This is a genomic window from Glycomyces halotolerans, from assembly GCF_054779575.1.
This window is the reverse complement of the sequence record NZ_BAAGXZ010000002.1, coordinates 245,720-268,887: the sequence shown is the minus strand read 5'-3', so window position 1 is coordinate 268,887 and position 23,168 is coordinate 245,720. Positions and strand designations below refer to the sequence as shown.

Below are 23,168 nucleotides of genomic sequence, written 5' to 3'. Positions count from 1 at the left end.
CCTAGAGCGCGGAAAAGTGCCGCTCGTCCGATTTGCCTATCGCTCCCACGCGGGGCGGGCGCGGTCGGCACCGCGTGTCAACCGCTGTCATCGCTCCACGTAGCTGAGCAGGTCCTGCCTGGTGAGCACCCCGATCGGCTTGCCCTCGGTGAACACCATGAGCGCGTCGCGGTCCTCCAGGGCCTCCACCGCCCGCTCGACGAGCTCGCCCGAGCCGATCGTCGGCAGCCCCTCGCCGATGTGCCGCTCGATCGGGTCGTGCAGCGTCGCCTTCCCCTTGAACAGCGCGTCCATCAGGTCCCGCTCGGCCACCGCGCCGGCGACCTCGCCGCTCATCACCGGCGGCTCGGCCTTCAGCACCGGCATCTGGCTCACCCCGTACTGGCGCATGATGTCGATCGCCTCGCGCACGGTGTCGTTGGGGTGCACGTGGACCAGCTCCGGCAGCTCGCCGCCCTTGCCGGACAGGACCTCGGCGACCGTCGTGTCCCCGGTTCCGGCGGCCATGAACCCGAACTCGGTCATCCACCCGTCGTTGAACAGCTTGGAGAGATAGCCGCGCCCGCCGTCGGGCAGCAGCACCACGACCACGTCCTCGGGGCCGGCCGCGCGCGCCACCTCCAACGCGCCGACGACCGCCATGCCGGACGAGCCGCCGACGAGCAGGCCCTCCTCCCGCGCCAGGCGGCGGGTCATCTCGAACGACTCGGCGTCGGTGACCTCCACGATCTCGTCGGGCAGGCCCGCGTCATAGTTCTCCGGCCAGAAGTCCTCGCCGACGCCTTCGACCAGGTACGGCCTCCCCGAGCCTCCCGAATAGACCGAGCCCTCCGGGTCGGCGCCCACGATCCTGACCCGGCCGCCGGAGACCTCCTTGAGGTACTTTCCGGTGCCGGTGATCGTGCCGCCGGTGCCGATCCCGGCCACGAAATGGGTGAGCTTCCCACCGGTCTGCTCCCACAGCTCCGGACCGGTCTGGGCGTAATGCGAGGCCGGATTCGCCGGATTCGAGTACTGGTCGGGCTTCCAGGAGCCCTCGATCTCGGTCAGCAGGCGGTCGGAGACCTTGTAGTAGGAGCGCGGGTCCTCCGGGTCGACCGCCGTGGGGCACACCACGACCTCGGCCCCGTATGCCTTGAGCACGTTGCGCTTGTCCTCGGAGACCTTGTCGGGGCACACGAACACGCACTTGTAGCCGCGCTGCTGGGCCACCATCGCCAGACCGACGCCGGTGTTGCCGCTGGTGGGCTCCACGATCGTCCCGCCCGGGCGCAGCGCGCCGGAGTCCTCGGCCTCGTCGATCATGCGCTTGGCGATGCGGTCCTTGACCGAACCGCCCGGATTGAAGTACTCGATCTTGGCGAGCACCGTGGCGGCCACCCCGTCGGTGACCGAGTTGAGCTTCACCAGCGGGGTGTCTCCGATGAGCTCGAGAACCGACTCGTAATACTGCACCCTCACAGCCTATGCCGCCTTGACGTGCAAGCGAAGCAGTCCCGACCCGTGTCACCGGCGTGGCCGGACGATCCCGCAGCGTGGATACGATTGCCCGTGGTGACCTCGCCGCGAGGCGAATCCGCGAGAATCGCACACACACGCTACTCACCCGAGACAGCAGGGAGACTGGTTTATGAGCACCGCCGACATCGGAGTGGTCGGGCTGGCCGTCATGGGCTCGAACCTGGCCCGGAACTTCGCCCGCCACGGCTTCACCGTCGCGGTCTACAACCGCACCTACGCCAAGACCGAGGAGCTCATCGCCGACCACGGCGCCGACGGCGACTTCGTCGCCTCCCAGGAGCTCGCGGACTTCGTGGCCTCCCTGAAGCGCCCCCGAAAGGCCATGATCATGGTGCAGGCCGGGAACGCCACCGACGCGGTCATCAATCAACTCGCCGAGCTGATGGAACCCGGCGACATGATCATCGACGGGGGCAACGCCCACTTCGAGAACACCCGCCGGCGCGAAGCGGCCCTGCGCGAGCAGGGCATCCACTTCGTCGGCACCGGCGTCTCAGGCGGCGAAGAGGGCGCGCTCAACGGACCGGCCATCATGCCCGGCGGATCCGAGGAGTCCTACGAGAGCCTCGGCCCGATCCTCGAGGCCATCGCCGCCAAGGCCCCCGACGGCACCCCGTGCTGCACCCGCCTCGGCCCCGACGGCGCCGGCCACTTCGTCAAGATGGTGCACAACGGCATCGAGTACTCCGACATGCAGCTCATCGGCGAGGCCTACGACCTGCTGCGCCGCGGCGCCGGCATCGAGCCGTCCGAGCTGGCCAAGATCTTCTCCGAATGGAACGCCGGCGACCTCGACTCCTACCTGATCGAGATCACCGCCGAAGTCCTCGGCCACACCGACGCGGCCACCGGCAAGCCGTTCGTCGACGTCATCCTCGACCAGGCCGGCCAGAAGGGCACCGGCCGCTGGACCGTCCAGAACGCCCTCGACCTGGGCGTCCCGGTCACCGGCATCGCCGAGGCCACGTTCGCGCGCGCCCTGTCGAGCGGCACTCGGCAGCGCGAAGGCGCCGTCGGCGTCCTGGCCGGCCCCGACGGGGATCCCGAGCTGCCCGAGACCTTCGTCGAGGACGTCCGCCAGGCCCTGTACGCCTCGAAGATCGTCGCCTACGCCCAGGGCTTCGACCAGATCACCGCCGCCAGCGCCGAATACGAATGGGACATCGACCTCGGCTCCTGCGCGGCGCTGTGGCGCGCCGGCTGCATCATCCGGGCCCGGTTCCTCGACAAGATCACCGCCGCCTGGCGCGAGAACCCGGGCCTGCCGACGCTGCTGGCCGCCCCGGAGTTCACCAAGATCGTCACCGACGCCCAGGAGGCATGGCGGCGCGTCGTCGCCACCGCGGTGCAGGCCGGCATCCCGACGCCCGGGTTCTCCTCGGCGCTGGCCTACTACGACGGGCTGCGCTCCAAGCGCCTCCCGGCGGCCCTGATCCAGGGCCAGCGCGACTTCTTCGGCGCGCACACCTACAAGCGGGTCGATCGCGACGGCGTCTTCCACACCGAGTGGTCGGCCGACCGCAGCGAGACCGAGCTGTAAGCCTGGCCGCACACCGAACGGCGGGGCCGCCTGGGGATCCAGGCGGTCCCGCCGTTTCGCATGGTGACGCTCGCCGCATTTACACTACTCGGTTTCTCCTGGGAACCGATGAGTGTACCGTAGAGGAAACCGAACGGTTTCCTCTAGGAACGGAGAAGCTCATGCCCACCGTCACCATCGACAACGCCAAGGTCCACTACGAAGTAAGCGGGACCGGACCGAAGACCGTGCTCGTCCACGGAACCGGTTCGGGCGGCGGACGGTTCGTCTGGGGAGAACTGCTCGAACAGTTCTCCCGGGACCGCACGGTCGTCCTTCCCGACCTGTCCGGCACGGTCAACACCACCGACGAGGGCGGCGAGCTCACCGTGGAACGGCTCGCCGATCAGATCCTCGCCGTCATCGAGGACTCCGGAGGCGGTCCGGCCGATCTGGTCGGCTTCTCGCTGGGCGGCACACTGGTCGCGGCCGCGGCCGCTCGCCGTCCCGACCTGGTCGGCCGCGTCGTCAGCATCGCCGGATTCGCCCACGCCGACCACCCGGCGCTGCGGCAGGGCTTCGAACTCTGGCGCTCGCTCGCCCACGACCCGGAGCGCTTCGGCACGTATGCCACCTTGTCCGCGTTCAGCTCCGAGTTCCTCGGCGGCCTCGACGAGGCGACCTTGGCGGCCATGAACAGCGGGATGGTCCCCGACGAGGGCACCCTGCGCCACATCGACCTGGATCTGCGCCTCGACATCCGCGATCAGTTGGCGCACGTCGCCGCGCCGACTCTGGTGATCGGCAACAGCAAGGACGGGACCGTGCCGGTCGAGCTGACCTCCGAACTCGCCGACCGCATCCCGCGAAGCAAGTACGTCGAGTTCGACAGCGGTCACATCAGTTTCGCCGAGCAGCCCGCCCGGTTCCTCGACGAAGTCCGGTCGTTCCTCGGCTGAGGTCACCGACCGGCAGAGCCGGCCCAGCGCCACCTGCCAATAGACTGTGGTCCGCATGAACCCAACGGAGGGGCGGGATGGGGACCGACATCGTCTGGACCGGCAGGCCTGACAAGCGGCATGCCATCGTGCGCGCGGCGAACCGAGTGTTCGGTCGGGACGGGTACTCGCGGGCGACGGTCGACGCCATCGCCCGCGAGGCCGGAGTCTCGAAGAAGACCATCTACAACCACTTCGAGGGGAAGGAGTCGCTGTTCCTCACGGCCGCACTGGAGTCGACTCGGGAGCTATCGGACACGCTCACCGACCTGGCCGACCGGCATCTGCGCAAGATCTTGGACTTGGAGACCGACCTCGCCGACTTCGGCGTCGACCGTGCCAAGGCCGTGCTGGCCGCGCCCGATGAGCACGCCGCGATCGCCAGGACCATCCGGGCCGAGGTGACGCACCTGCCGAAGGAAGTCGTGGACGCCTGGCTCGACGCCGGCCCGCTGCGCTCGCAGCGCGACATCGCCGAGCATTTCCGGGCGATGGCCGATCGGGGCCTGCTCGTCTTCGACGACGCCGACAAGGCCGCGGGGCATTTCACGCTCTTGACTTTCACGCCGATAGCCGAGCGAACGTTCTTCGGGGCACTGCCCGTCGACCATGCCGAGACCGCCGAGACGGTCACGGAGGGCGTGCGCCTGTTCCTGCGGCTCTATGGCCGCGGCGAGCAGGAGCGGCGCTCGTAGTTCAGTACGGACGGCCGGTCGGCTCCAGCTGGACCGGTTCGGTGGGGATGTCGCCGCCGAGGAGCCGCTTGACCAGCCCGAGGACGGGCTCGATGCGGTGGACGCCCTCGGTCGAGGTGAAGTCGTCGACCGCGAGCCATTTGAACTGGAGGTCCTGCTCGTAGGCCTCACCGCCGCACACGCGCGGTTCGAAGCGCTCGACGCGGACGTAGAAGAAGTGGTTCTGCTGGATGAAGGGGCCGCCGTCGTTCCTGCGCCGTTGGTAGTTCTGGCGGGCGACCGGGCCGATGAGGGCGCTGGCCGGGACGCGCAGCCCGGTCTCCTCGTGGAGTTCGCGCAGGGCGGCCTCGAGCATGGTCTCGCCGTCGTTGATGCCGCCGCCGGGGAGGATCCAGCCGGCGGGTCGCTCGGCGGATGCGGGGCGGCCGATGAACAGGACATGGTCGTGCTCATCGACGACGATGGCGCGGGCACCGCGCCTGTCAATTTGGGCTGTATCGTCCAATGCGTTCACCGTTCAAGTATCGTGGGACGCTCCGTGGCAGTCCAGTCTCTTTCCGTGTCCCAACACCATGCACTCCATTGAAGTCGCACCGGCGCTTGGGGAGTGGCACCGGCGATGAGTCCTTTGAGCAGGGTCGCGACGCGCGCGGGGAACACGATCGGATCGACGGCCTCGACTTCGGCGACCGTCAGCCAACGCGACTCGGTGAACTCCTCGAGCTCGACCGGTTCGAGGCCGTCGCGGACGGCGTCGAAGTGCGGCGCGCGGTAGAAGAAGTAGTGGTCTTCGGAGTGGACGACGACGTCCGGTCCGTCGGACCACCGGCCTTCGGCCCGGGCCACCATCGGACCGAGATCGGCCGGAGCGACGCGCAGACCGGTCTCTTCGAACAGCTCGCGGCCGGCGGCTTCGGCCGGCGACTCGCCGGGCTCGATGCCGCCGCCGACGGTCACGTAGTACTCGACGCCGGGTGCGACGAAGTCGCGGCTGTAGAAGAGCAGGAGTCGGTCCCGCTCGTCGACCACGAGTATTCGAGCGCAGCGCCGCCGGACGAGGGCGGGCTCGGTTGGAGCGTTCACCGTTCGAGTATCCACATGGTGGAACGGCAGCGCCACCGCCGTTATTCCACGGCGGGTTCGCCCGCGCTGAGGTCGATCCACGGCAGTTCGATCGGGGCGGTGACGGTCTCGCCGTCGAGGAGGCGTTTGAAGACTCCCGCGAGGCCGATGGGGAGGACGATCGCGTCGGTGGTCCTCAGGTCGTCGAGGGAGAGCCACTCGAAGTGGCTGATCTCCTTGTCCTCGCCGTCGTCCAGGCCGTCGAGGCTGACCTCGAAGTGCGGGACGCGCAGGAAGAAGAAGTTGTCGTCGGAGTAGTAGCGGACCCCGTCGGAGGTGGTCCAGACTCCTTCGGTGTGGGCCACCGGCGGGCCGAGGTCGCCGGCGGCCACCCGCAGGCCGGTCTCCTCGCGGACTTCGCGGACGGCGGCCTCGGCGAGGGTCTCGCCCTCGTCGACCTCGCCGCCGACGGTGAAGTAGTAGTCGGCGTCCTGGCGGACCAGCCCGCCCCCGAAGAACAGCAGGGCCCTGTCCTCCTGATCGACGATGAGCACTCGGGCGGACCGGCGATAAATGGGGCCGTCGGGGGTTCGTTCCATGCCCGCCAGCTTATCGGTGTCGAAAAAGGAACCATATAGGATATATCCTATATAATATACGATTTGCCGGGTCTTCAGCCGCGGCGCACGACGGCGTTCAGGAGAGCCGGTCGGCGAGGCTGACGATCGTCACGTCCATCGAGGAGTTCGCCGGGAAGTTCATCTCGGACGGGGCGACCTTGGCCGCGACCAGGTGCGATCCGAGGGCCGCGACCATGGCGCCGTTGTCGGTGCACAGTTTCGGCCTCGGATACCGCAGCGTCAGGCCGGCCTGTTCGGCCCGCTCGGTCGCCATGGCGCGCAGCCGCGAGTTCGCGGCGACGCCGCCGCCCAGCAGCAGGGTCTCCACGCCGTGTTCCTTGGCCGCCAGGATCGCCTTGCGGGTCAGCACGTCGCAGACCGCCTCCTGGAAGGCCGCCGCCACGTCGTTCACCGGGATGTCCCGGCCTTCGGCCTGTTGCGCCTCGATCCAGCGGGCCACCGCGGTCTTCAGCCCTGAGAAGGAGAAGTCGTAGCGGTGCCGCTCCATGTCCTTGGCGGCGGTGAGCCCGCGCGGGAACTCCACGAACGCCCGGTCGCCCTCGCGGGCGGCCTTGTCGATGTACGGCCCGCCCGGGAACGGCAGGCCGAGCAGCCGCGCGACCTTGTCGAATGCCTCGCCGGCGGCGTCGTCGATGCTCGCACCGAGCTGGCCCACCTTCCCGGCCAGGTCCTCGACCATCATGATCGTCGAGTGGCCGCCGGAGACCAGCAGTCCGATCGCCGGCTCGGGGATCGGTCCGTTCTCGAGGGTGTCGACGGCGATGTGCGCGCTGAGGTGGTTGACACCGTAGAGCGGCACGCCGGTGGCCAGCGAATACGCCTTGGCCGCGCCGACGCCGACCATGAGGGCCCCCGCGAGACCCGGTCCCGCGGTGACGGCGATGCCGTCGAGGTCGGCCAGGGTCACGCCGGCGTCGTCGAGGGCGCGCTGGACGGTGGGAACCATGGCCTCCAGGTGCGCCCGCGAAGCGACCTCGGGCACGACGCCGCCGAACCGGGCCTGCTCATCGACCGACGAGGCTATGGCGTCGGCCAGCAGCTCCGTGCCGCGGACGATGCCGACCCCCGTCTCGTCACACGAGGTCTCGATGCCCATCACCAAAGGTTCGCTCATTTACAGATCCATCCTCATTACCGCGGCGTCGGTACCGGTGTACTGGTAGTAGTTCTTGCGCACGCCGATGCCGTAGAAACCGTAGCGCTCGTACAGCAGTTGCGCCGGGGCGTTGTCGACCGCGACCTCCAGGAACATCGCCTTCGCGCCGGCGGCGCGCGACCGGGCGACGAGGTCGTCCATCAGCATCGTCGCGATGCCGCGGCGCCGCTCGGCGGGGTCCACGGCGATGTTGTTGATCCAGGCCTCGTTGCCGGCCAGGGCCATGCCCGCGTAGCCGACGACGCGGTCGCCGGCGAACACGGCGCGGTAGTCGTGGCCGGCGGCCAGTTCGGTCCACAGCAGACCCTGACTCCAGGCCTCCGGGCCGAAGATCTCCGCTTCCATCCGGGCGACCGCCGGCAGATGCCACCAGCGCAGCCGCCCCAAGTGCAAATGCCCGTCCACGGCTACGACTCTACGAGCCTCACGCGCCGACCGGCTTCGCGTCCGGCCGACGAAGGTACAGCGGCGTCAGCTGCTCCGACGGCGCGCCCGAGCGGATCCTCGGCACGGCCAGCTCGGCGAGCTTCACCGGGTCCGGGTAGACCGCCCGCTCCTCGGCCGGGATCGGCAGCTGGTCGGCGTACTTGGCCGCGCCCTCCCCGATCGCGTAGTCCGCGTCGAGGTCCGGCAGTTCGGCGGGCTTGCCGACCTGCGGCTCGCCCATCCGCGCCCCGTTCTCGTAGACGGCCCAGTAGATCTCCTTGCGGCGCGCGTCGGTCGCCACCAGGGCCCGTCCGCGCGCGTTGCCGCCGATGCCGTCGAGCGAGCACACCCCGTAGACGGGGATGCCGAGTCCGTCGGCGAAGGCCGCGGCGGTGACCATGCCGACTCGCAGCCCGGTGTACGGGCCGGGACCGGTGCCGGCGACCACGGCCTCGACGGCGGTGCGGTCGCGGCCGGTCTCGTTCAGGCACGCGTCGATGAACGGCGCGATCCGCTCGACGTGGCCGCGGCTGTCGATCTCGCGGCGGAAGGCCTCGAGGAACAGCTCCCCGCCGTCGAGCTGCACGAGCGCGGCCTGGACGGCGCTGGTGGAGGTGTCGACGACCAGGATCATGCGGCCGCGCCCACCGGGGCTTCGAGCTGCTCGAGCCGCTCGTCCCAGTCGCCGCCGCGGCCGTGGAGACTCACCCTGCGGGTCTCGTCGGCCTCGCGCTCGATGGCGATCTCCAGATGGGACTCGGCCAGGCGCTCGGCGAGGCCGGCGCCCCATTCGACGACGGTGACCGAGTGGGCCACGTCGGTGTCGAGGTCGAGGTCGTCGAGCTCGTCGAGGCTTTCGAGCCGGTAGGCGTCGACGTGCACCAGCGGCAGGCCCGCCTTGCCGGCGCGGTGGGTGCGGGCGATGACGAAGGTGGGGCTGGTGATGCGCCCGCCGACGTCGAGGCCCGCCCCGATGCCCTGGGTGAGCGCGGTCTTGCCGGCGCCGAGCGGTCCGGTCAGGATCACGAGGTCGCCCTCGCGCAGCACCGCGGCGAGGCGTTTCCCGAATTCGTGCGTGTCGACGGCTGTCGGCAGAGTCAGCCTCACGATGTCACTCCCTCTGTTCGCGTCTGAGTCTCGCGCCCCTCCGGGCGCGAGAACGGTGACCATCGACCGGGCCGCGGCGTGGCGCCGGCGGTGTCTCCATCCGCCGTGGCGGTGGCGCCCGTGTCGATCCCGACCGCGACTTTGTCGATCATCTCCAACAATAGTTGTGAGATCTCACCAGCATACTCAAGGTGCGGCGAGTGCGCCGCCTCGGCTATGAGCACGAAACGGGACCCCTTGATCGCGTCGGCCAGCCGCCGCGAATGCTGCGGCGGCGTCAGAATGTCGCTGTCCCCGACCGTCACCAGCACCGGAATCCCGTCGAACCGGCTGAGCCCGACCGTCTCGTCGTGCTCGAGGATAGCGCGCACATACCCGACCACGGTCTGCAAAGGGGTGTGACGGTTCATTCGTTCGATGAGGCTCACCAGCGAATCCGGCGGGTCGCTCCTGGCGAAGGCCGAGCGGCGCGCGACCAGCCACCCGATGTCGCCCGACAGCAGCCGGGCCCGGTCGATCAACTGCGGCGTCCAGCCGGTCATCTGCTGCAGCATCGGCAGGACGGTGCGGCGCATCCGGCGCAGCGCCCGCATCGGCTTGGTCTCGACGGTGTCGAGCCCGGCCGGACTGGTCGACAGGAACGCGACCCCTTGCACGCGCCGGTCGAACAGGTCGGGGTAGTGCCGGGCGAACGCCTGGATCGTCATGCCGCCCAGGGAGTGCCCCACCAGCACCAGCGGCCCCCGGGGAGCCGTGGCGGCGATGACGTCGTGCATCGTCGCGGCGAGGTCGTCGATCGAGTACTCGGTGCGCGGCAGCGGACCCGAACGCCCGTGGCCCGGCTGGTCGTAGAACACCGCCCGCAGCGTGTACCCCTCGGTCTGCGCCTCGGCGATCGCCTTGCGCTGGAAGTAGAACGTGGTCGAGTCGTGCAGGTAGCCGTGGGCGAACACCACCGTCAGGTCCGCGTCCTCAGGCCCGACCGTCTCCACGTGCACCGGCACCTTGTCGTGGCTGATGACGGTGCGCACCGCGTCGGTCGGCGGCAGCTCGAACGGTTCGGAGGCGTAGGGGTCGGCCGCCGAGGCGCGGGCGCGGGCGCGGCGGGCCAGGTACCGCGGCATGCCCACCGCGACCGCCGCCCCGGCGACGACGCCGCCGGCGAAGGCCCAGCGGCGCAGGGCGGCCCGGCTGCTCATGCGGTCCCCCTGTTCCAGAACCGCGGCACGCGGGCGCCGATGCCGGTGAGGATCTCGTTGGGGATGGTCTCGGCCCACCCCGACCAGTCGTCGGCGTCGGGATGGTGTGCTCCGGCGCCGATGAGGACGACCGGCTCGCCCGGGCTCACGACGTCGTCGCCGAGGTCGACCACGAACTGGTCCATGCAGATCCTTCCGAGGACCGGTCTCCGGCGCCCGGCGAGGTACACCTCGGCGCGGCCCGAGGCGCGGCGCGGGACGCCGTCGGCGTAGCCCAGCGGCACCAGCGCCACGTTCGAGTCCCGCTCGAGGCGGTGGGTGTGCCCGTACGAGATCCCCGTCCCGGCCGGCAGCCGCTTGACGGTCATGACCTGGCTGCGCAGCTCCATCACCGGCCGCAGGTCGACCTCGAGGTGCGGCACCGGGTTGTAGCCGTAGAGCGCGATGCCCGGCCGGACCAGGTCGTAGTGCGTCTCGGGATCGGCGATGAGCGCCGCCGAGTTGGCCAGGTGCCGCACCTCCGGCTCGATGCCGGCCGCGGCCACGGCCGCGAGGAACCGCTCGAAAGCGGCCTTCTGCATCCCGTTGGAGGGATGGTCGACCTCGTCGGCGCACGCCAGATGGCTCCAGGCGCCGACGACCGCGATCGCCCCGGCGGCCTGGTGCTTGGCGGCCGACTCGCAGTACGCCTCCCACTCCGACTCGGCGACCCCGCCGCGCGAGATCCCGGTGTCGCCCTTGAGGTGGACGCGCGCGGTCCGGCCGACCCGTTCGGCGGCCGCGGCGACCGCGTCGAGCTGCGGCAGCGACGAGATCCCGATCTCGGCGCCGGCCTCGATCGTCTCGGCCAGGCCCGGCTGCTCGGGGCCGTACAGGAACGCCAGCACCGGCACGTCGGCCAGGTCGGGAAGGCGCCGCAGCCGCCACGCCTCCCGGAGCGTCGCCACCCCCAATCGCGCGACCCCGGCCTCGACGGCCACGCGCGAAGCCGGGACCGTGCCGTGCCCGTAGGCGTCGGCCTTCACCATCGCCATCTGCGGCGCCTCGGTGAGCGCGGCCAGCGCCTCAACGTTGTGCGCCAGGCGCCGCCAATCCATGTAAGCCCTGGCCAGACCCGACATGTCCCCCGAAACGGGCTCAGACACGATGCGGTAGTTGTCAATCGCCACGCCTCAAGATTACGTGCCCGATCGGCGGCGGCGACGCACCGCTGCGCGGACGCCGCCGACCGGGCGAACGAGGCCTACTCGAGCTCGGCGCGGACGATCCGGGCGGCTTCGACGAGGTTCGCCAGCGACGGCCGCACCTCTTCGTATCGGCGCGTCTTCAGCCCGCAGTCGGGGTTGACCCAGACCCGTTCGGGCTCGACGGCGCGCACGGCCAGCCGCAGCGAAGCGGCCATCTCCTCGACCGACGGCACCCTCGGGGAGTGGATGTCCCACACCCCGGGGCCGACGCCGCGCCGGTACTCGGCCCGGTTGAGGTCCTCGAGGACCTCCATCTTCGAGCGGGAGGCCTCGATCGAGGTCACGTCGGCGTCCAGGTCGGCGATCGCGTCGATGACGTCGCCGAACTCCGAGTAGCACAGGTGGGTGTGGATCTGCGTGCTCGGACGCACCGCGGAGGTGGCGATGCGGAACGCGCGCGTGGCCCACTCGCGGTAGGCCGCCCGGCCCGACCGGCGCAGCGGCAGCAACTCGCGCAGGGCCGGCTCGTCGACCTGGATGATCGAGGTCCCGGCGGCCTCGAGGTCGGCGACCTCGTCGCGCAGCGCCAGCGCCACCTGTTCGGCGGTCTCGGCCAGCGGTTGGTCGTCGCGCACGAACGACCAGGCCAGGATCGTCACCGGACCGGTGAGCATGCCCTTGACCGGCTTGTCGGTGAGCGACTGGGCGTAGGAGATCCACTCGACGGTCATCGGTTCGGGCCGGGCGACGTCGGCGTACAGGATCGGCGGGCGCACGCACCGGGAGCCGTAGGACTGGACCCAGCCGGCGGCGGTGGTGGCGAATCCGGTCAGCTGCTCGGCGAAGTACTGCACCATGTCGTTGCGCTCGGGCTCGCCGTGGACCAGGACGTCGAGGCCGAGTTTGATCTGCTCGTCGACGACGGCGGCGACTTCGGCCTTCATGCGGGCGCGGTAGTCGGCGTCGATCATCAGGCCTTGGCGGTGGGCGGCGCGGGCGCGGCGCAGCTCGGCGGTCTGCGGGAAGGAGCCGATGGTGGTCGTCGGCAGGAGCGGCAGTTGCGCCGAAGGCTCCTGGGCGGCGACGCGCTCGTCGTAGGGGACGCGGCGGTCGGCGTCTTCGCCGAGCGCGGCCAGTCGGGAGCGGACGGTCTCCTTGCGCCATTCGGCAGGAGCCGGCGGGCGCTGGAGGCGCGGGGCGTCGGGCCTGGCGAGGCTGACGATTTCGCGGAGCTTCTGGCGGGCGAACGCCAGTCGCTCCATCAGCGACTTCGGCAGTCCGTGCTCGGCCTCGAGGTCGACCGGGACGTGCAGCAGCGAGCAGGAGGACGAGACGCCGAGCCGGTCGGTGACTCGGTGGAGCCGTTCGAGCTCGGCCGCGGCCGCCAGCAGGTCGGTGCGCCAGATGTTGCGGCCGTCGACCGCCCCGGCGAGCACGAATGTTTCACGTGAAACGTCGAGCGACTCGAGGACGTCCACATCGTCCCGGCCGCGGACCAGGTCGAGGGCGATGCCGCCGACGCCGGCTTCGAGCAGCACCGGCAGCGCCTCGCCGAAGGGACCGTAGCCGCCGGTCACCAGCAGCTCCGTGATCGGGGCGAGCCGCTGGTACGCCGAGCGGACGGCCTCGAGTTCGGCGCCGGTGCGGTCGGCGCACAGCGCCGGCTCGTCGATCTGGATCCGCTCGGCGCCGGCGTCGGCCAGCGCGGTGAGGATCTCGGTGTAGACGTCGACGAGCTCGTCGAGTTTGCTCAACGGCTCGAATCCGTCCGGGGCGCCGTCGGCGGCCTTGGCCAGCAGCAGGAACGTGACCGGGCCGAGCAGCACCGGCCGGGCCCGGAGTTGGCGTTCGCGCGCCTCGAGGAACTCGCCGAGCGCCTGCTCGGGGCGGGCGCGGAAGTCGGTGTCGGGTCCGATCTCGGGGACCAGGTAGTGGTAGTTGGTGTCGAACCACTTGGTCATCTCGAGCGGCACGGCGTCGGCGTCGCCGCGCGCGGCGGCGAAGTAGGTGGCCGTCTCGCTGTCGCGCCGGTGCCTGGGGGCGATCGCGTCGACGGCGACGATCGTGTCGAGTACGTGGTCGTAGAGCGAGAAGATCCCGGTCGGGACGGAGTCGAGTCCGGCGGAGGCGAGATCGTCGAGCATCTGGGAGCGGATCTCGGCGGCGGCCGCGTCGAGCGCGGCCTGGTCGATCCTCCCGGACCAGTGGGCTTCGACGGCGCGTTTGAGTTCGCGTCGCGCGCCGATGCGGGGGTAGCCGAGCACGGTGGCGTGCACGGTCTTCTTTGCAGTGGTCATGTGTCAGTTCCCTCGAACTCGGACAGCGTGGACCGCGCGCTGGCGCCCGCGGTACGTCGGCAGGTATTCGGACTCGCGGGCTCGCCGAGTGCGGACTCGGCGCCTACCGGCCGTCGCTTCCCAGGCTTCCATCCTCGCTCGCTTCGAGCGCGGACCTCGGCCAAGTGCTTGTGACGGTTTTCGTTCCCGCTCACCGCTGCGGGGCAGTCCTGGACTCCCACCAGGTTCCCTCTTAGCCGAGACAGCGGGCGCCGCCTCGGAACCGGCGTCGCCTCCGATGGTACGGGCGTGCCATCGCCGCCCCCGCATTCGACCGAGGCCGATGTGGGCCCGCGCCACGGTTCGGCCCGGGCGGGATCGGTATCGTCGCGGTCGGAACCCGCACCTCCAGGGAGGATTCATGACTGACCGACCCGTGGCCGTCATCACCGGGGCCAGCAGCGGTATCGGCGCCGCTTCGGCGAAGGCCTTGGCCGAGGCCGGTTTCGCGGTGGTGCTCGGCGCTCGGCGCACGGACCGGCTCGCCGAGGTCGCCGCCGAGTGCGGCGGTCGGGCGCTGGCCCTGGACGTGACCGACGACGCCTCGGTGGCGTCGTTCGCCGCCGGGATCGACCGCTGCGATCTGCTGGTCAACAACGCCGGGGGCGCGTTCGGGCTCGATTCGGTGGCCGAGGCGGATCTGGACGACTGGCAGCGGATGTACGACGTGAACGTGCTCGGCACGGTGCGCGTGACCAAGGCGCTGCTGCCGCTACTGGTCGCCTCCGGCGACGGGCAGGTCATCACGATCGGGTCGATCGCCGCCCGCGAGCCGTACAAGGGCGGGGCCGGCTACAACGCCGCCAAGCACGCCGAGGCCGCGCTCACCCGCGTGCTGCGGCTGGAGCTGCTCGGGGAGCCGGTGCGCGTGTGCGAGATCGATCCGGGCATGGTCGAGACCGAGTTCAGTCTCGTCCGCTTCGAAGGCGACCGGGAGCGGGCCGAGGCGGTCTACCGCGGCATGACGCCGCTGACGGCCGCCGACGTCGCCGAGTCGATCGCGTGGGTGGCGAAGCGGCCGGCGCACGTCAACATCGACCGGCTGTCGATCATGCCGCGCGATCAGGCCGCCGCGCAGATCGTGCACCGCACGGAGGGCTGAGGCGGCTCATTCGGCGAGTCGGATCGTCGGAGATCGCCACTGCTCCCAGTGGTCGGGGTCGGTCTCGTCGCCGAGGGCTTTGAGGACTCGGACCTCCATGCGCCAGCTCCCGGGCTCCAGGACTCCGGGCCGGTCCTCGTCGAACGCGGCGAGGCCGATCGCGGCGGTGTCGTCGGGACCGGCCGAGCGGGGCAGGAACTCCTCGCGGTCCCAGGTGAAGGTCTCGCCGGTGTCGGTGTTCTCGACCACGACCTCCATGGCCCGCGGCATGTGGTGGAGGTAGACCAGCGCGGTCGGCAGCGTGTCGTCCCCGATGCTGAAGGTCTCGCCTTCGCGCAGATCACGATAGTCGGCTTCGCCGGTGTCCTGGTCCTGGTCGATCGCGACGGCGAGTTTCGGGTAATCGGGGTGCTCGAGGACGGGGATGGCGAGGTAGTCGCCGTGGTAACCGGCGTACGAGGCGGCCAGTTCGGTGCCGCCGCCGTCGGGTTCGGCCACGACGAGGCCGCCGAAGACGCTGCCGTGCGGCAGGTCGGGGCCGGCCTCGACGGTCACGGTGACGGTGGCGCTCTGGCCGCGCCGCAGGCGGACCTGGGCCGGTTCGACGGTCACTGCCGGTTCGGCCACGTGGAATCCGGGGTCGCGGATGTCGCCGGTGGTCGCGATCGCCGGACGGTGTTCGAGCCGGTAGGTCCGCGGGTGCAGTTCTCGCGAGGTCAGGTGGATCTCGAAGGTGCGCGGGCCGGTGCCGTGTCCGGTGTCGACGCCGCTGGGGGACAGGGATCCTCCGGCCTCGAGCGCGGCCGGGATGTCGAGGACGCCGGTGCCTTGCCGGTGGATCGGCTCGAGCCGGCCGAGTCCGGGGTTCTCACCCCAGGGGACGGGCCGGGCGGTGTTGACCAGTCGGCTGCGAACCGAGGCCGGGACGAGGCTCGGGTCGGTCTGGAGGAGGAGCGCGGCGGCGCCGACCACGTGCGGGGCGGACATCGACGTGCCCGACAGGGACCGGTGCGCGCCGTCGTCGACCGGCCAGGTCGACCAGATGCCGCCGCCGGGAGCGGCGAGGTCGGGTTTGAGCGTCAGGTCGGGGGCCGGTCCGAAGGAGGTGAATTCGGAGGCGAGTCCGCCGCGCGGCAGGTCGACCAGGACGGTGCCGGACTCGAACTCGACGGTCGGCCGGGCGCCGATCCGGGCCAGATCGCGGAGGTCGTCGCCGTCGGCGCCGGTGACGGCGATCATCGGCGCGCCCCGGTCCTCGACGCCGGCGCCGCTGAAAGGCCCGGGCCGGTCGTTGTAGACGACCACGCTCGTGGCGCCCTCGTCGACGGCCCGGTCGTACTTCTCTTCGAAGGTGCACCCGCCGCGGAGGACGAGCGCGGCGCGGCCTGCGACGTCGCCTTCGGATTCGTCGCCCGAGCAGGCGCGTCCGAGCCACACCAGCGGGTCGGTCTCCTCGCCGGGCTCGGGCGCGGCGGTGGCTTCGACGGTGGTGTAGCCGACGCTCCGGTCGAGGGCTTCGACGCGGGCGGCGTTCATGCGCCGGGCGGGATTGTCGGTGGAGGCGACGCCGATGACGTCGACGCCGACTCCGGGGGCCGAGGCCGAGAAGACGCCGGCCTCGCCGCTGTTGCCGATCGAGGCGATGACCACGACGCCTTCGTCGACGAGCGCGTCGGCGGCTTCGGCGGTGGGGTATTCGGGCCATTGGAACGGCTGCCCGATGGACAGGTTGACCACGTCCATGCCGTCGGCCAGCGCCCTTTCGAGGGCCTGCAGGATCACTTCGGCGCTGGTGGATCCCTCGCAGCCGAAGACCTTGTAGGCGCCGAACTCGACGCCGGGCGCGGCGCCGGTGACGTCGCCGTCGGCGCCGACGATGCCGGCGACGTGGGTGCCGTGTCCGGCGCAGTCGTCGGGATCGTCGTCCGGGTCGGGGGTTTCGCGCTCGGGGTCCGAGGAGTCGTATTCGTCGCCGACGAAGTCGGTGCCCACCTCGACGCGGCAACCGGGACCGAAGCAGCCGCCGAGGTCGGGGTGGGTGTAGTCGATGCCGGTGTCGATGACGCCGACTCTGACGCCGGCGCCGTCGATGCCGCGTCGGTGCGCGTCGACGGCGCCGGTGGTCTCGACGGCCAGCGCGAGTTCGGCTTGGCGGTCGGGACGGCCGGGGCCGGTGAATTCGGCGTCGGCCCAGACGCGTTCGACGGGGTCGAGGGATTCGAGCTGTTCGGCGGTGGCGGCGTCGGCGCCGACCGAGACGCCGTTCCAGATCCGCTCGAAGTCGTGGCGAAGGTCGATGTCGTGGTCGGCGGCGGCCGATGCGAACGCCGCGGCGTCGGCTCCGGGCTCGAGTTCGACGAGCCAGACCTGGTCGGGCGCGTCGGCTCGCGCGGGTTCGGCGGCGAGCAGCGGCAGCAGCAGTACGGCGGCGATCGGGATGGCGCGGTGGCCCGGCATCGAGGGTTCCTCTCGAAGCGAGTGACAGGAACCCGATCTTCGGTCACGGCCGGGGCCGATCGGCGGATTGGAGCCGGAGCGTTGCCGCGTGTCGCGCTCAGAGGAACCACAGGTGCGCGAGACCGAACGCGGCCGTCCCCGCGGCCAGGCCGCCGCCGAGGTTGGCGAGGACGTTGGCGAGCGCGTGGGGCCAGCGTCCGTCTTCGACGAGGCGGAGCGTCTCGTAGGACAGGGTCGAATAGGTGGTGAGCGCTCCGCAGAAGCCGATGGTGAGCAGCGCGGTCCAGTCGGGGCCGGCGACGGTGAGGGCGAAGAACACGGCCAGGCCCGAGCCGGTCACGTTGACGACCAGGGTGCCCCACGGCAGTCGGCGGCCCGCGTAGTGGGCGAGGAGGAGGTCGGTGGCGAAGCGCAGGGGCGCGCCGACGGCGGCGCCGGCGGCCACGAGCAGGAGGGTCACCGCTCGCCCTCGGTTCGGCGGCGGTGGACGAGCAGTCGGCGGGCGGCGTACATGCCGGCGGCCGCGGCGAGGAGCGCGGCGGCCATGGTGGCGAAGGCGAAGGTGACCGCGACCAGGGCCGCTCCGGCGTTGGCGGCGCGTCCGATGTCGAGGATGTAGGCCGAGAAGGTGGTGAAGCCGCCGAGGACGCCGACGCCGAGGAACGGGCGCACGAGTCTGGTGCCTGGCGCGACCTCGGTGACGAGCACCATGAGGACGCCGATGAGGCATCCGCCGATGGTGTTGGCGGCGAACGTGGCGATGCCGAACGAACCCGGGGGCGCGGGGAAGGCGACGGTCAGGCCGTAGCGGGCGACCGCTCCGATGGCGCCGCCGGCGGAGACGGCCAGCAGCGCGGTGCCGGAGATCGCGCCGAGCATGCGGCGCGAATCTCCGGCGGTGGTTCGTGGCACGACTCGAATGTACTGGGAAGCGGCCGGTTCGGCGCCGGGGCCGGTGCGGCATCGGTCGTCGCGGTTCACTCCTCGAGAGCCGCGGCGGTGATCTGCGGATCGGAGCACGCCGTGGCGAAGGCGTCGATCCGGCGCTCGATGTCCCGGCGCAGCATCAGATGCCCGATCGGTTCGGTGAGCGGCCGCAGGAGTCCCGGGCGGCAGGAGAAGGTGTACTTCCACGTCGCCTCGGTGCGGCCGGGGCCGGCTTCGGTGAAGCGCCACCCGCCGCCGAAGAGACATCGATCGGCGCCTCCACGGTCCGGCGCACCTCGACCTGCGGCATATCGGCCTCCCGGAAGCCCGAATATCGGAGCTTCCCACACTACGTCCGCGAGGACACCGCTACCGGCGTCGGTTCCCCGCGCTCACACGGTCCGCTCGGCCCGTCGGCGGCGCCGAGAGGCTACCGCTCACCGCCGACGAGCCCGGGTCGTCGGTGCCCTCGGCTACGATCGGTCGGCGGTCAACGACGACCGTCCCTCCTCCTGACCGGGTTCTCTCGCCTCACCTGAGCGATTCGTCTGCGGGAGCATGATTCCCATGCGCTCGAAGCGCTGCGCCGGGATGGGGGACCCATCGACACGACGATGTTTCGGCATCGGGCCCGGGCGGTAGAGTTCGGGATCGGAGCAGTCCCGAGCGCGAACGGGAGCGGACATGATCGAGTTCGAATCGGTCTCGAAGACCTACCCGGGCGGCACCGTCTCCGTCCGGGATTTCTCGCTCGTGGTGCCCTCCCACCGCACCGTCGTACTGGTCGGGTCCTCCGGATCGGGCAAGACGACCCTCCTGCAGATGGTGAACCGGATGGTCGAGCCGACCTCCGGGCGCGTCGCCATCGACGGCGAGGACGTCGCCGGCCGCGACCAGGTCGCGTTGCGCCGATCCATCGGCTACGTCCTCCAACACGGCGGCCTCATGCCGCATCGGACCGTCCTCGACAACATCGCCACCGTCCCGGTCCTCAACCGGACGCCCCGCCGACGCGCCCGAACCCAAGCGGCCGAACTGCTCGAGCGGGTCGGCCTCGACGCCTCGCTCGGCTCGCGATACCCCTCGCAGCTCTCCGGCGGCCAGCAGCAGCGCGTCGGCGTCGCCCGCGCGCTCGCGGCCGACCCGAACATCCTGCTCATGGACGAACCGTTCGGCGCGGTCGACCCCATCGTGCGCCGCGAACTCCAAGACGAGCTCGTGCGACTCCAGGCCGACCTGGGCAAGACGATCGTGTTCGTCACCCACGACGTCGAGGAGGCCCTGCGGCTCGGCGACGAGGTCGTGGTCCTGCGCCGCGGCGGCGTGATCGCCCAACGCGGCGCGCCCGCAGAGATCCTCGCCGCCCCCGCCGACGACTTCGTGCGCGACTTCATCGGCGCCGACCGGGCCGAGCGGCGACTCACCGTCGAACGGATCGACGGCCGCGACGTCGCCGTCGACGGCACGGGCCGACCGGTCGGGGTGCTGCGGCCATGACGTGGTTGACGCACAGTTGGCCGTACGTGATCGAGTTGACCGGGGACCACCTCTTCTTGAGCGTCCCCGCGATCGTCCTGAGCGTCGTCATCGCCGTCCCCATCGGACGGCTCGCCAACCGGCGGCCGGCCGTCGGCGGGCTCGTGCTCGGCGCAGCGAGCCTCATGTACGCGATCCCGGCGCTGCCGCTGCTCATCATCATCCCGGCGATCTTCGGCTTCCCCCTGCGCTCGGCGGCCACCGTCATCACCGCGCTCACGGTGTACGGGACCGCGCTGCTGGTCCGCACCGCCGCCGACGCCTTCGCGTCGGTCGACGCCGAGGTACGCTCCGCCGCGCTCGCCGTCGGCCACTCGCCCCGCAGCGTGTTCTGGCGCGTCGACCTGCCGCTGGCGGTCCCGGTGCTGCTCTCCGGAGCGCGCGTGGTCGCCGTCAGCACGGTGAGCCTGGTGACGATCGGCGCGCTCATCGGCGTGCCCGGCCTCGGATCGCTGCTCACCGACGGGTTCCAGCGCGGCATCACCGAAGAGGTCGCCGTCGGCGTCATCGCGACGATCGTCGTGGCCTTGGCGCTCGACGGTCTGCTGCTGGCGGCCGGTCGGACCCTCACTCCGTGGACCCGCTCGCACCGCCGGCGTCCGCGGATCGCGGGAGGCGAACGATGAGCCTGCTCATGGACGCCGCGGCATGGCTGGGCGACCCGGCGAACTGGTCGGGCGACAACGGCATACCGACCCGGACCCTGCAGCACCTGGCGATCACCGCCGGCGCCGTCGGCGCCGCCGTGGCCGTCGCGCTCCCCACCGGCGTCCTCATCGGACACGGCAGGCGCGGCGCGGGACTCATCGGGGCCCTGACCGGCGCGGCCCGCGCCATCCCGACACTCGGGCTGCTGACCCTGTTCGCGCTGGCCTACGGCATCGGACTGCAGGCGTCGCTGGCCGCGCTCGTCATCCTGGCCGTCCCATCGGTGCTGGCCGGCGCCTACGCCGGCGTCCAGACCGTCGACCCCGCCACGGTGTCGGCGGCCAAGGCCGTCGGGATGCGACCGCACCAGGTGATCCTCCGAGTGGAGCTCCCGCTCGCCTCGCCGGTCATCCTCGGCGGCGTCCGAGCGGCGACCCTCCAAGTGGTCGCCACCGCGACGCTGGCCGCCTACATCGCCGACTACGGCCTGGGCCGATACCTGTTCACCGGCCTGAAGTCCCGGGACTACCCGCAGATGCTGGCAGGAGCCCTTCTCGTCGCGGGCCTGGCCCTGCTGCTGGAGATCGCATTCGCCGCCGCGCAACGCTACGCCGCGACCCGGTTGGCGGACCCCGCCCGCTCGGTCGCCACCTCCGAATCCGACCACGACCAGTCAGTCCAGAAAGGCCCGACCTCATGAAACGACGCGTATTCGCCGCGGTGCTCGCATTCGCCGGAACGTCCGCGCTCGCCGCCTGCTCCAGCGACGATCCGCTCTCCTCGGGATCCGACGGGGGCGACGGCGAGACCATCGTCATCGGCTCCCAGGACTACTACTCCAACGAGATCATCGCCGAGATATACGCCCAGGCCCTCGAAGAGGCGGGATACACCGTGGACCGCCAGTTCCGCATCGGGCAGCGCGAGGCGTACCTGCCGGAGATCGAGGAGGGCCGGATCGACCTGTTCCCCGAGTACACCGGCCCGCTGCTCCAGTACTGGAACCCCGACACCGAGGCGACCAAGGCCGACGAGGTGTACGCCGAACTGTCCGAGACGGTTCCGGACGGTTTGCGGGTGCTCGACCAGTCCGCGGCGAACGACCAGGACTCCTACACGGTCACGCGGGAGTTCGCCGAGGAATGGGACCTCACCGAGATCGGCGACCTCGCCGATGTCACCGTGCCCCTGGTGCTCGGCGCGAACTCCGAGGCCGAGAACCGCGCGTTCGGTCCCGAGGGCATGATGGAGACCTACGGCATCGAAATCGGTTTCACGCCGATCGAAGACGGCGGCGGACCGCTCACCGTGAAGGCCCTCCAGGACGGCGACATCCAGCTGGCCGTGATCTACACCGCCTCACCGTCGCTCACCACCGGCGATCTGGTGACGCTCGAGGACACCGAAGGGCTCTTCCTCGCCTCGAACGTGGTGCCGCTCGCCAGCGACAACGTCGACGAGGAAGCCGCGGCGATCGTCAACGACATCAGCGCGAGCATGGACACCGAGGACCTCGTCGCCTTGAACGTCCGCAGTGTCGAAGAAGAGCTGCCGGCATCGGTCATCGCCGCCGACTGGCTCGCCGAACACTCGAGCTAGGTCCCGGCCGGCTCAAGACGTGTGCATTGAATGTGCAACGGCCGGGCTTTTGCCCGGCCGTTGTGCTCCTTTCGCCTCCGAGCGCTCTCATCCGCAGCTGCGCAGGCGCGCCCCGAAATCCGCCAGGGCGGCCCGGAAGGCGGGCGGTTCGTCGACGGTGAAGTCGACGTCGAGGAAGGCCAGGCTCAGCAGGAGCCACTCCCAGGTGTCGAGCCACAGCACCGCCTTGGTCCGTCGTTCGCCCAAGGACTCGAGCTCGGCCTCCTGGTATCGGAATGCGTCGGCCACGGCGGCCACCGGCGCCTCCACCGTGAGGACGACGCGCTCGCGGCGCTGATGGAGCCCTTCCTTGAGGTAGTCGATCGCGGTGCCGGCGGGCAGCGGCCTCGGCGCGAAGACGTCCGTCGAGGTTCGCAGGGCGGTGATCCGGTCGATGCGATAGACCCTCCAGTCGCGCCTGTCGCGGTCCCAGGCGAGCAGGTACCAGCGCAGGTTGAGGTGCATCTGCCGGTACGGTTCGACGCGCCGTGAAGTGACCTCGCCGTCCTTGCGTTCGTAGCGGAAACCGACGACCTGCCGATGCTCGATCGCGTCGGCCAGGTCGCCCAGGACCCCTGCGGTGGCGCTCGGGGCCGGGGCTGGGACGGTCTCCAAGCTCGCCCGCAGCCGCGCCGCCTGATATCGCGAGCGCTTCGGCAGATACTGCTCGATCTTGCCGTAGGCCCGGGTGGCCGCGTCGTCCAGACTGCCTTCGGCCGCGCTGCCGGTGGCGGCGAGGGCGGCCAGGCCGAGGAGGGTCGCGATCGCCTCGTCGTCGCCGAGCATGAGCGGCGGCAGGACGGCTCCAGCGGTGAGCCGGTAGTGGCCGCCCGGACCGGGCCGGGTCGCCACCGGGTATCCGTAACCGCGGAGACGATCAACGTCGCGCCGCACCGTTCGCGGGCTGACACCGAGTCGTGCGGCGAGCTCCTCGCCGCTGAACGACCGCCCGGTCTGGAGCGTGGTCAGCAGGGCGAGTGTGCGCTGAGTGACGTCGGCCATGCCATCATGAT

At 70.9% G+C, this 23,168-nt stretch carries 23 protein-coding genes and 1 riboswitch; of the genes, 8 read left to right on the top strand and 15 right to left on the bottom strand.

Annotation, left to right across the window (positions count from 1 at the left end):
- Window positions 1–87 precede the first annotated feature (87 nt).
- Window positions 88–1,455: a cystathionine beta-synthase gene (locus ACYVL2_RS03180; RefSeq protein ID WP_460540102.1), complete on the bottom strand. Its 1,368-nt coding sequence runs from the start codon at window positions 1,453–1,455 to the stop codon at window positions 88–90.
- A gap of 175 nt (window positions 1,456–1,630) precedes the next feature.
- Here ACYVL2_RS03180 and gndA point away from each other — a divergent pair, with 175 nt between their 5' ends.
- The 3 genes from gndA to ACYVL2_RS03165 all read left to right on the top strand — a co-directional run bounded on the left by gndA (window position 1,631) and on the right by ACYVL2_RS03165 (window position 4,733).
- A complete protein-coding gene (gndA, locus tag ACYVL2_RS03175) occupies window positions 1,631–3,061 on the top strand; it encodes an NADP(+)-dependent, decarboxylating phosphogluconate dehydrogenase (protein WP_460540100.1) in 1,431 nt (476 codons plus the stop codon).
- A gap of 161 nt (window positions 3,062–3,222) precedes the next feature.
- Window positions 3,223–3,999 carry an alpha/beta fold hydrolase gene (locus tag ACYVL2_RS03170; protein ID WP_460540098.1) on the top strand — a complete coding sequence of 259 codons (777 nt, stop codon included), beginning with the start codon at window positions 3,223–3,225 and terminating at the stop codon, window positions 3,997–3,999.
- Between the two features lie 77 nt (window positions 4,000–4,076).
- Window positions 4,077–4,733, top strand: coding sequence for a TetR/AcrR family transcriptional regulator (locus ACYVL2_RS03165; RefSeq protein ID WP_460540096.1), 657 nt, complete (start codon window positions 4,077–4,079; stop codon window positions 4,731–4,733).
- 1 nt (window position 4,734) lies between these two features.
- On the opposite strand, the gene ACYVL2_RS03160 is transcribed toward ACYVL2_RS03165, so the two are convergent.
- The 10 genes from ACYVL2_RS03160 to metE form a co-directional block, all read right to left on the bottom strand.
- Window positions 4,735–5,247: an NUDIX hydrolase gene (locus ACYVL2_RS03160; protein WP_460540094.1), complete on the bottom strand. Its 513-nt coding sequence runs from the start codon at window positions 5,245–5,247 to the stop codon at window positions 4,735–4,737.
- Window positions 5,244–5,816 (bottom strand): NUDIX hydrolase, encoded by a 573-nt coding sequence (locus ACYVL2_RS03155; RefSeq protein ID WP_460540092.1) that lies wholly within the window; start codon window positions 5,814–5,816, stop codon window positions 5,244–5,246. Before ACYVL2_RS03155 ends, ACYVL2_RS03160 begins: the two co-directional genes overlap by 4 nt.
- A gap of 41 nt (window positions 5,817–5,857) precedes the next feature.
- On the bottom strand, window positions 5,858–6,394 hold the full coding sequence (locus ACYVL2_RS03150; RefSeq protein WP_460540090.1) for an NUDIX hydrolase: 537 nt from the start codon (window positions 6,392–6,394) through the stop codon (window positions 5,858–5,860).
- A gap of 97 nt (window positions 6,395–6,491) precedes the next feature.
- Window positions 6,492–7,550: a tRNA (adenosine(37)-N6)-threonylcarbamoyltransferase complex transferase subunit TsaD gene (gene tsaD / locus ACYVL2_RS03145; protein WP_460540088.1), complete on the bottom strand. Its 1,059-nt coding sequence runs from the start codon at window positions 7,548–7,550 to the stop codon at window positions 6,492–6,494.
- Complete coding sequence (rimI, locus tag ACYVL2_RS03140) at window positions 7,551–7,997, bottom strand: GNAT family protein (RefSeq protein ID WP_460540086.1); 447 nt, start codon at window positions 7,995–7,997, stop codon at window positions 7,551–7,553.
- 19 nt (window positions 7,998–8,016) lie between these two features.
- Window positions 8,017–8,652: a tRNA threonylcarbamoyladenosine biosynthesis protein TsaB gene (gene tsaB, locus ACYVL2_RS03135; protein ID WP_460540084.1), complete on the bottom strand. Its 636-nt coding sequence runs from the start codon at window positions 8,650–8,652 to the stop codon at window positions 8,017–8,019.
- Complete coding sequence (gene tsaE, locus ACYVL2_RS03130) at window positions 8,649–9,188, bottom strand: tRNA (adenosine(37)-N6)-threonylcarbamoyltransferase complex ATPase subunit type 1 TsaE (RefSeq protein ID WP_460540082.1); 540 nt, start codon at window positions 9,186–9,188, stop codon at window positions 8,649–8,651. The genes tsaB and tsaE overlap by 4 nt, the downstream gene beginning before the upstream one ends.
- Entirely contained in the window at window positions 9,122–10,324 is a 1,203-nt protein-coding gene (locus tag ACYVL2_RS03125; protein ID WP_460540080.1) for an alpha/beta fold hydrolase, read from the bottom strand. Before ACYVL2_RS03125 ends, tsaE begins: the two co-directional genes overlap by 67 nt.
- On the bottom strand, window positions 10,321–11,493 hold the full coding sequence (alr, locus tag ACYVL2_RS03120) for an alanine racemase (protein WP_460540078.1): 1,173 nt from the start codon (window positions 11,491–11,493) through the stop codon (window positions 10,321–10,323). The genes ACYVL2_RS03125 and alr overlap by 4 nt, the downstream gene beginning before the upstream one ends.
- A gap of 74 nt (window positions 11,494–11,567) precedes the next feature.
- Window positions 11,568–13,808, bottom strand: a complete 2,241-nt coding sequence (metE, locus tag ACYVL2_RS03115) for a 5-methyltetrahydropteroyltriglutamate--homocysteine S-methyltransferase (RefSeq protein ID WP_460540076.1) — start codon at window positions 13,806–13,808, stop codon at window positions 11,568–11,570.
- 41 nt (window positions 13,809–13,849) lie between these two features.
- A riboswitch (cobalamin riboswitch) is annotated at window positions 13,850–14,090 on the bottom strand.
- 118 nt (window positions 14,091–14,208) lie between these two features.
- Between metE and ACYVL2_RS03110 the strand changes: the two genes are divergently transcribed.
- Window positions 14,209–14,949, top strand: a complete 741-nt coding sequence (locus ACYVL2_RS03110; RefSeq protein ID WP_460540074.1) for a Rossmann-fold NAD(P)-binding domain-containing protein — start codon at window positions 14,209–14,211, stop codon at window positions 14,947–14,949.
- Between the two features lie 6 nt (window positions 14,950–14,955).
- On the opposite strand, the gene ACYVL2_RS03105 is transcribed toward ACYVL2_RS03110, so the two are convergent.
- The 3 genes from ACYVL2_RS03105 to ACYVL2_RS03095 all read right to left on the bottom strand — a co-directional run bounded on the left by ACYVL2_RS03105 (window position 14,956) and on the right by ACYVL2_RS03095 (window position 18,318).
- Window positions 14,956–17,406 carry a S8/S53 family peptidase gene (locus ACYVL2_RS03105; protein WP_460540072.1) on the bottom strand — a complete coding sequence of 817 codons (2,451 nt, stop codon included), beginning with the start codon at window positions 17,404–17,406 and terminating at the stop codon, window positions 14,956–14,958.
- Between the two features lie 97 nt (window positions 17,407–17,503).
- Window positions 17,504–17,866 carry a fluoride efflux transporter FluC gene (locus tag ACYVL2_RS03100; RefSeq protein ID WP_460540070.1) on the bottom strand — a complete coding sequence of 121 codons (363 nt, stop codon included), beginning with the start codon at window positions 17,864–17,866 and terminating at the stop codon, window positions 17,504–17,506.
- The gene (locus tag ACYVL2_RS03095; protein ID WP_460540068.1) at window positions 17,863–18,318 is read right to left on the bottom strand and encodes a fluoride efflux transporter FluC; all 456 of its coding nucleotides are present in this window, start codon (window positions 18,316–18,318) and stop codon (window positions 17,863–17,865) included. Before ACYVL2_RS03095 ends, ACYVL2_RS03100 begins: the two co-directional genes overlap by 4 nt.
- A gap of 699 nt (window positions 18,319–19,017) precedes the next feature.
- On the opposite strand from ACYVL2_RS03095, the gene ACYVL2_RS03090 reads away from it, so the two are divergent.
- Genes ACYVL2_RS03090 through ACYVL2_RS03075 form a run of 4 tightly spaced genes read left to right on the top strand, consistent with a single transcriptional unit; the run spans window position 19,018 to window position 22,116 of the window.
- Window positions 19,018–19,830, top strand: coding sequence for an ABC transporter ATP-binding protein (locus tag ACYVL2_RS03090; protein ID WP_460540066.1), 813 nt, complete (start codon window positions 19,018–19,020; stop codon window positions 19,828–19,830).
- Window positions 19,827–20,495: an ABC transporter permease gene (locus ACYVL2_RS03085; RefSeq protein WP_460540064.1), complete on the top strand. Its 669-nt coding sequence runs from the start codon at window positions 19,827–19,829 to the stop codon at window positions 20,493–20,495. Before ACYVL2_RS03090 ends, ACYVL2_RS03085 begins: the two co-directional genes overlap by 4 nt.
- Window positions 20,492–21,217, top strand: coding sequence for an ABC transporter permease (locus tag ACYVL2_RS03080; protein WP_460540062.1), 726 nt, complete (start codon window positions 20,492–20,494; stop codon window positions 21,215–21,217). The genes ACYVL2_RS03085 and ACYVL2_RS03080 overlap by 4 nt, the downstream gene beginning before the upstream one ends.
- The gene (locus tag ACYVL2_RS03075) at window positions 21,214–22,116 is read left to right on the top strand and encodes an ABC transporter substrate-binding protein (RefSeq protein WP_460540060.1); all 903 of its coding nucleotides are present in this window, start codon (window positions 21,214–21,216) and stop codon (window positions 22,114–22,116) included. The genes ACYVL2_RS03080 and ACYVL2_RS03075 overlap by 4 nt, the downstream gene beginning before the upstream one ends.
- Window positions 22,117–22,203: 87 nt before the next feature.
- On the opposite strand, the gene ACYVL2_RS03070 is transcribed toward ACYVL2_RS03075, so the two are convergent.
- On the bottom strand, window positions 22,204–23,157 hold the full coding sequence (locus ACYVL2_RS03070; protein ID WP_460540058.1) for a helix-turn-helix transcriptional regulator: 954 nt from the start codon (window positions 23,155–23,157) through the stop codon (window positions 22,204–22,206).
- Window positions 23,158–23,168 lie beyond the last annotated feature (11 nt).